Annotated in this window: 10 protein-coding genes; 7 read left to right on the top strand and 3 right to left on the bottom strand. The window is 44.6% G+C overall.

What is annotated here, in order from left to right; all coding sequences use genetic code 11:
* Window positions 1-199, top strand: a 199-nt coding sequence (locus F6K20_RS23875) for a hypothetical protein (protein WP_287296265.1), incomplete at its 5' end; no start/stop codon positions are given.
* A gap of 254 nt (window positions 200-453) precedes the next feature.
* Here F6K20_RS23875 and F6K20_RS23870 read toward each other — a convergent pair.
* The 3 genes from F6K20_RS23870 to ndhC are packed head-to-tail and all read right to left on the bottom strand — an operon-like array spanning window position 454 to window position 2,082.
* Window positions 454-984 (bottom strand): NAD(P)H-quinone oxidoreductase subunit J, encoded by a 531-nt coding sequence (locus F6K20_RS23870; RefSeq protein ID WP_008180794.1) that lies wholly within the window; start codon window positions 982-984, stop codon window positions 454-456.
* Window positions 977-1,723 (bottom strand): photosynthetic/respiratory NAD(P)H-quinone oxidoreductase subunit K, encoded by a 747-nt coding sequence (ndhK, locus tag F6K20_RS23865; RefSeq protein WP_008180795.1) that lies wholly within the window; start codon window positions 1,721-1,723, stop codon window positions 977-979. The genes F6K20_RS23870 and ndhK overlap by 8 nt, the downstream gene beginning before the upstream one ends.
* Window positions 1,720-2,082, bottom strand: a complete 363-nt coding sequence (ndhC, locus tag F6K20_RS23860; RefSeq protein ID WP_008180796.1) for a photosynthetic/respiratory NAD(P)H-quinone oxidoreductase subunit C — start codon at window positions 2,080-2,082, stop codon at window positions 1,720-1,722. The genes ndhK and ndhC overlap by 4 nt, the downstream gene beginning before the upstream one ends.
* 323 nt (window positions 2,083-2,405) lie before the next feature.
* On the opposite strand from ndhC, the gene F6K20_RS23855 reads away from it, so the two are divergent.
* From F6K20_RS23855 to F6K20_RS23830, 6 genes are all read left to right on the top strand, one after another.
* On the top strand, window positions 2,406-2,753 hold the full coding sequence (locus F6K20_RS23855; RefSeq protein ID WP_008180797.1) for a rubredoxin: 348 nt from the start codon (window positions 2,406-2,408) through the stop codon (window positions 2,751-2,753).
* Window positions 2,754-2,889: 136 nt separating this feature from the next.
* Window positions 2,890-3,894, top strand: a complete 1,005-nt coding sequence (locus F6K20_RS23850) for a photosynthesis system II assembly factor Ycf48 (protein ID WP_044492399.1) — start codon at window positions 2,890-2,892, stop codon at window positions 3,892-3,894.
* Window positions 3,895-4,027: 133 nt separating this feature from the next.
* Window positions 4,028-4,273: a cytochrome b559 subunit alpha gene (psbE, locus tag F6K20_RS23845; RefSeq protein WP_008180799.1), complete on the top strand. Its 246-nt coding sequence runs from the start codon at window positions 4,028-4,030 to the stop codon at window positions 4,271-4,273.
* 122 nt (window positions 4,274-4,395) lie between these two features.
* Window positions 4,396-4,530 (top strand): cytochrome b559 subunit beta, encoded by a 135-nt coding sequence (gene psbF / locus F6K20_RS23840; protein ID WP_071986818.1) that lies wholly within the window; start codon window positions 4,396-4,398, stop codon window positions 4,528-4,530.
* Window positions 4,531-4,541: 11 nt separating this feature from the next.
* Window positions 4,542-4,661, top strand: a complete 120-nt coding sequence (psbL, locus tag F6K20_RS23835; RefSeq protein ID WP_071986819.1) for a photosystem II reaction center protein PsbL — start codon at window positions 4,542-4,544, stop codon at window positions 4,659-4,661.
* A 254-nt stretch (window positions 4,662-4,915) separates the two neighbouring features.
* The coding region (locus tag F6K20_RS23830; RefSeq protein ID WP_287296267.1) for a photosystem II reaction center protein J at window positions 4,916-5,029 on the top strand (114 nt) is incomplete at its 3' end.

Raw genomic sequence — 5,029 nt, 5'->3', positions numbered from 1 at the left:
TGCGCTCTTTGTTTATCTATTCGAAACTGGCACCATCTTTGTGCCTAAGCTATATTTTAAAAGTAATCAGAAGGATAGAGATTTAGAGCAAAGTTACGATCAACGACAAAGATTTGAGGTAACTGATGCATCCAAATACGTGAAGCATTTCACCAACAAGCAGCATTTTAGACCTTGCTTGTCAGTCAATATAATATAAGGCATCGTGCCGGTTTTGTGTGAAAGACTTTGTGCAAAATTTATCCCACACTCACACTTGGCCGTAGGCCATGGGTGGTCGATCACCCTTGCAGATTTGGGGCTTCTTTTCCTGGAAGCTAAAAGCTGATCAGGTCATCGAGAATCCTAAGTAAGTTGATTTGACTATAACCCATCAGCCCTCTTAGGGAGTGAGGAAAGTGCGATGTTGAGTTTGCGATCGCATCAGGGAAACGATCACAAACCCATAGCTAATCAATAAGCATCCTGTAATTCGTAGAAGTCCGGTGATATGTAATCCTTCCGCAAAGGCCAACCCACCCAATCTTCTGGCATCAAAATCCGCTTCAGGTTAGGGTGTCCTTCAAAAACTATACCGAACATATCGTAGGTTTCCCGCTCCTGCCAATCAGCAGCTTTCCAAATCCAGTACACCGAGGGAACCTTAGGATTATCTCGCGGTAGGAATACTTTTACACGCACTTCCTCAGGCTGATCAGTATTATCACTCACTTTAATCAAGTGGTAAAAGCTCACCAAGTCTGCCCCAGGACCAAAATCATAGCCTCCTTGACATTGGAGGTAGTTAAACCCATAGGCGTACAGAGCAGTAGCAATGGGAAGCCAGACATCTGGTTGAACTTTGAGTACCTCAACGCCTAGGTGATCCAGCTCCATGAACTCATGGTCAAAACCGTTTTCCTTGAGCCATCCGGAGACTTTTCCCGCTTCAACTATCTCAGAGGATTGTGTGGTTTGCTCTACTGGTTTTGACTCTTCAGCCACGCTTTACCTCCTGCTTTTGATAGGATTTGAGTGCTGGTGGTACTGCTATTCCCATCTCCTCGGTCAACTGTTTGGGTGCAGTATAGCGCTCCTCTGATTGCAGGTACTTACCCGTCAAAATCTCTGGTACCACTTTCATGTTGTGAGTGGTGCTGTAGTAACGGTGGGTTTGCTTGAGCTGACCACGCTCCTGAATCGACTCGTTAGCCACCTTTTTGCGAAGCTTGACAATAGCATCCATGATTGCTTCTGGACGAGGGGGGCATCCAGGTATATAGACATCCACTGGAATCAATTTATCCACACCACGGACTGCTGTTGGAGAATCAACGCTAAACATGCCGCCAGTGATAGTACAAGCTCCCATGGCAATCACGTACTTCGGCTCTGGCATCTGCTCATACAGACGAACCAGTGCTGGTCCCATTTTCATAGTTATGGTACCCGCTGTGATAATTAAATCCGCTTGCCTGGGGCTAGAACGAGGAACCAAACCAAAACGGTCAAAGTCAAACCGCGACCCAATCATTGCTGCAAATTCAATGAAGCAGCAAGCCGTACCATACAACATCGGCCAGAGGCTGGAAAGCCGCGCCCAGTTGTAAAGGTCGTCTACTGTAGTCAAAATTACATTTTCCGATAGGTCTTGAGTGACTTGGGTTCGCTCAATCGGGTTAAGAATTTTGTTTGTTTGCTGCTGTTCTATAGCAGCACTATCCTTTGTAAGATTAGATTTCATGACCATTCCAAGGCTCCTTTGCGCCAAGCATAAACCAGAGCAAGCACAAGAATTGCAATAAAAATTAGGGCTTCCACAAATGCCAGTAATCCCAGGCGATTGAAGGCGACAGCCCAGGGATAGAGGAATACAGTTTCAACATCGAAAATCACGAACACCAGGGCGAACATATAGTAACGAATGTTGAACTGAATCCAAGCACCCCCCACTGGTTCCATACCAGATTCATAGGTGGTGCGTCGCTCTGGCTCCCGATGGCTAGGTCGCAAAAGCTTGGAAGCCGACAGGGCTAGTAGGGGCACTAAGCTGCAAGCTAGTATGAAGCCTAAGAGATACTCGTAACCGCTAAGAACAAACACAATTGGTCAGTGCCAGGTAAAAACTGGCGTTAGTACTTCTTTACAAACTTTATTATAGGTGCTCTGCCCTTTTGAACGGTCCTCAGGGATCAGTGGTTGGTTCTCAAAAGCCAATGACTACCATAGACTTCAAGGTTGTTCGTAGTTGAGGGTAATCGCTTTGCCTAGAAGACCCTACCATTTCAAGGGTTGATCAAAAATCCGGTCAGGCATTGGGGAGAAACTCCTGAGCTTAAATCAAAAGTTAAGAAAATCTGACCCTTAGTGTGTGATAATATTTTTTAACATAGTTATTAAGATTTGCTGCTTAAGCTTACAGAGCAATGACTGAACGAGCCCCAGAGCAAACCCTAGCTGAACAAGCACCCAGCAGCTATGAATGCCGTGCTTGTGGCTATGTTTACGATCCGACTAAGGGAGATAGCAATCGCAATGTTCCAGGAGGGACATTATATAAGGATTTGCCAGATGATTGGCGCTGTCCAGTGTGCAGCGCTCCGAAAATTCAGTTTATTAATATTGGTGCTGTTAATGCCCCGTCTGGATTTCAGGAGAATCTTACCTATGGCTTAGGTGTTAACCGCATGACACCAGCACAAAAAAACCTTTTAATTTTTAGCGCTTTAGGATTAGGCTTTTTATTTTTTCTGAGCCTTTACGGTTTGAACTGAAATCAGGGCAGTTGGCAAGTTTATTGAACGTGAGCAACTGCTGGCATCACCAAAGCTTAGATCTAGAAGCCATCGCCCTTGCTGGGTTCTGAAAACCTACGGAGAAAGCTGCCATACTCAAAAAGTTCTGGAAATAATGAGATATTTGATGAAAACGCTGAAACAAATTTTAATATTACTGGCGGTGGCATTAATTTGTGTCAGCTGCAAATCTCCTTCATCCATAAGCTACAATCCTTGGGCGGTTATTTCCTTACCTACAGAAGCGACCATGCAAGACCTTGGCTTTACGGGGGATCTTAGTCATGGATGGATTGTGGGTAGCTATGCCACAATTTTTGAGACTAAGGATGGGGGTAATACATGGCAACAGAAAGGCTTGGATCTCGGAGATGAAAATTATCGCTTCTCCTCTGTAAGCTTTGCTGGTGATGAGGGGTGGATTGTTGGTCAACCTTCGATCATGCTCCATACTACTGATGGGGGGGAATCTTGGTCTCGCATTCTCTTAAGTGAAAAGTTACCAGGTTCACCCAACAGAGTGCTCGCTCTCGGACCCAACTCAGCAGAGATGACCACTGATGTTGGCGCAATTTATCAGACTAAGGATGCTGGGAAAACCTGGAAAGCACAGGTAGCACAGGCGGTCGGAGTCACCCGTAATATTTCCCGCTCTGAAGATGGTAAATACGTGGCTGTGTCTGCTAGAGGTAACTTTTACTCCACTTGGGATCCAGGTCAGAGTGCTTGGTTACAGCATAATCGTTACAGTTCCAAGCGTCTTCAGAATATGGGGTTTACCCCCGATGGTCGTCTGTGGATTCTTGCCCGGGGTGGTCAGGTACAATTTAGCAGTGCTGAAGACCTAGAAGATTGGCAAGAACCGATGTATCCGGAAGTTTCCAACAGCTTGGGATTACTTGACTTAGCCTATCGCACACCCAATGAAATTTGGTTAGCAGGTGGCAGTGGTAATTTGCTTTGTAGCTTTGATGGTGGAAAAACTTGGCAAAAAGACCGGGATCTTAAGGATGTTCCCTCCAATTTTTACAAAATCGTCTTTGTAACACCAGAACAGGGGTTTGTAATTGGTCAGAAAGGGATTTTACTCAAGTATGAGCCGCATACCCAGGAAGCTTAGGGCTTTGAAATCCCTATGATCGATGCCAGTCAGTTTCGTTTTATGTTTCAACATTGAAGATGTAGAAAAAAACGGCACTTAGAACTATTATAGTTATGGAATTCTAAACGGTTGTTGGTAAGAGGAATCTACGATGGCAGGTACAACTGGAGAACGTCCGTTTGGTGACATTATTACCAGCGTTCGTTACTGGGTCATTCACAGTGTTACTATCCCAGCCCTATTTATCGCTGGTTGGCTTTTTGTTAGCACTGGTCTGGCTTACGATGTGTTTGGCACACCCCGTCCTAATGAATACTTTACTCAAGAGCGGATGGAACTACCAATCGTTTCCGACCGCTACAATGCTAAACAGCAAGTTGAACAATTTGCTCCATAGGTGTGACCCGAAAGTGCGACCCAAGGGCGATTTACTCGCCCATGGGAAAGCGCACTTTGAGCGAATTTAATTCTTAATGGGTCAAGCGCACCTAAAGGTTTTTTAGATAAAGGCAGACAATCATGACTAGCAGTAATCCCAATCAACCAGTTTCGTATCCGATTTTCACGATTAGATGGTTAGCGGTTCATACCCTAGCCGTTCCTTCAGTCTTTTTCTTAGGCGCGATCGCAGCCATGCAATTTATTCAACGATAGGAGAAGCAATTATGGAGCGGAATTCCAATCCCAATAGACAGCCGGTTGAACTCAATCGGACGTCTCTTTACTTAGGTCTATTACTGATTTTTGTGCTTGGTATTCTGTTTTCCAGTTATTTCTTTAATTAACTGATTTAACAGATTCGCCTAAATCTCCATCTTAGAGAAGGCTAGGATGTAGACGGGAAAAGACTCTTAGTTAATTCCCTGGTAATTTCCGGTTAATCGGGAATTTACTACTTTACTCCTGATAGGAGTTGCACAAAACCCTTACCACTAGGGAGGCTTTTCAAGGAAATTACTAGTTATTAAGACTAGTTATTAAGCCTTCTATCGTTAACTGCATCTAAAAAAAACTTGATTTAAAATTGGAGGTATAAGCTGTGTCTGGAGGGGGAAGAATTCCTTTATGGATAGTTGCCACTATCGCTGGTACTGGTGTCCTCGTAGTGGTTGGTCTTTTCTTCTATGGTGCCTATGTGGGAGTTGGTTCTTCA

It is taken from the genome of Moorena sp. SIO2C4, from assembly GCF_010672485.1.
In the GTDB taxonomy this organism is placed as follows: domain Bacteria; phylum Cyanobacteriota; class Cyanobacteriia; order Cyanobacteriales; family Coleofasciculaceae; genus Moorena; species Moorena producens.
The sequence above is the reverse complement of the archived record's forward strand: the minus strand, read 5'-3'. Positions and strand labels throughout refer to the sequence as shown.

What these genes read in the sequence shown, in the direction of transcription:
- psbF (WP_071986818.1), top strand. Translation starts at nt 4,396, where the DNA reads ATGACTAGCAGTAATCCCAATCAACCAGTTTCGTATCCGATTTTCACG.
- ndhK (WP_008180795.1), bottom strand. Translation starts at nt 1,723, where the DNA reads ATGAAATCTAATCTTACAAAGGATAGTGCTGCTATAGAACAGCAGCAA.
- F6K20_RS23850 (WP_044492399.1), top strand. Translation starts at nt 2,890, where the DNA reads ATGAGATATTTGATGAAAACGCTGAAACAAATTTTAATATTACTGGCG.
- psbL (WP_071986819.1), top strand. Translation starts at nt 4,542, where the DNA reads ATGGAGCGGAATTCCAATCCCAATAGACAGCCGGTTGAACTCAATCGG.
- F6K20_RS23855 (WP_008180797.1), top strand. Translation starts at nt 2,406, where the DNA reads ATGACTGAACGAGCCCCAGAGCAAACCCTAGCTGAACAAGCACCCAGC.
- psbE (WP_008180799.1), top strand. Translation starts at nt 4,028, where the DNA reads ATGGCAGGTACAACTGGAGAACGTCCGTTTGGTGACATTATTACCAGC.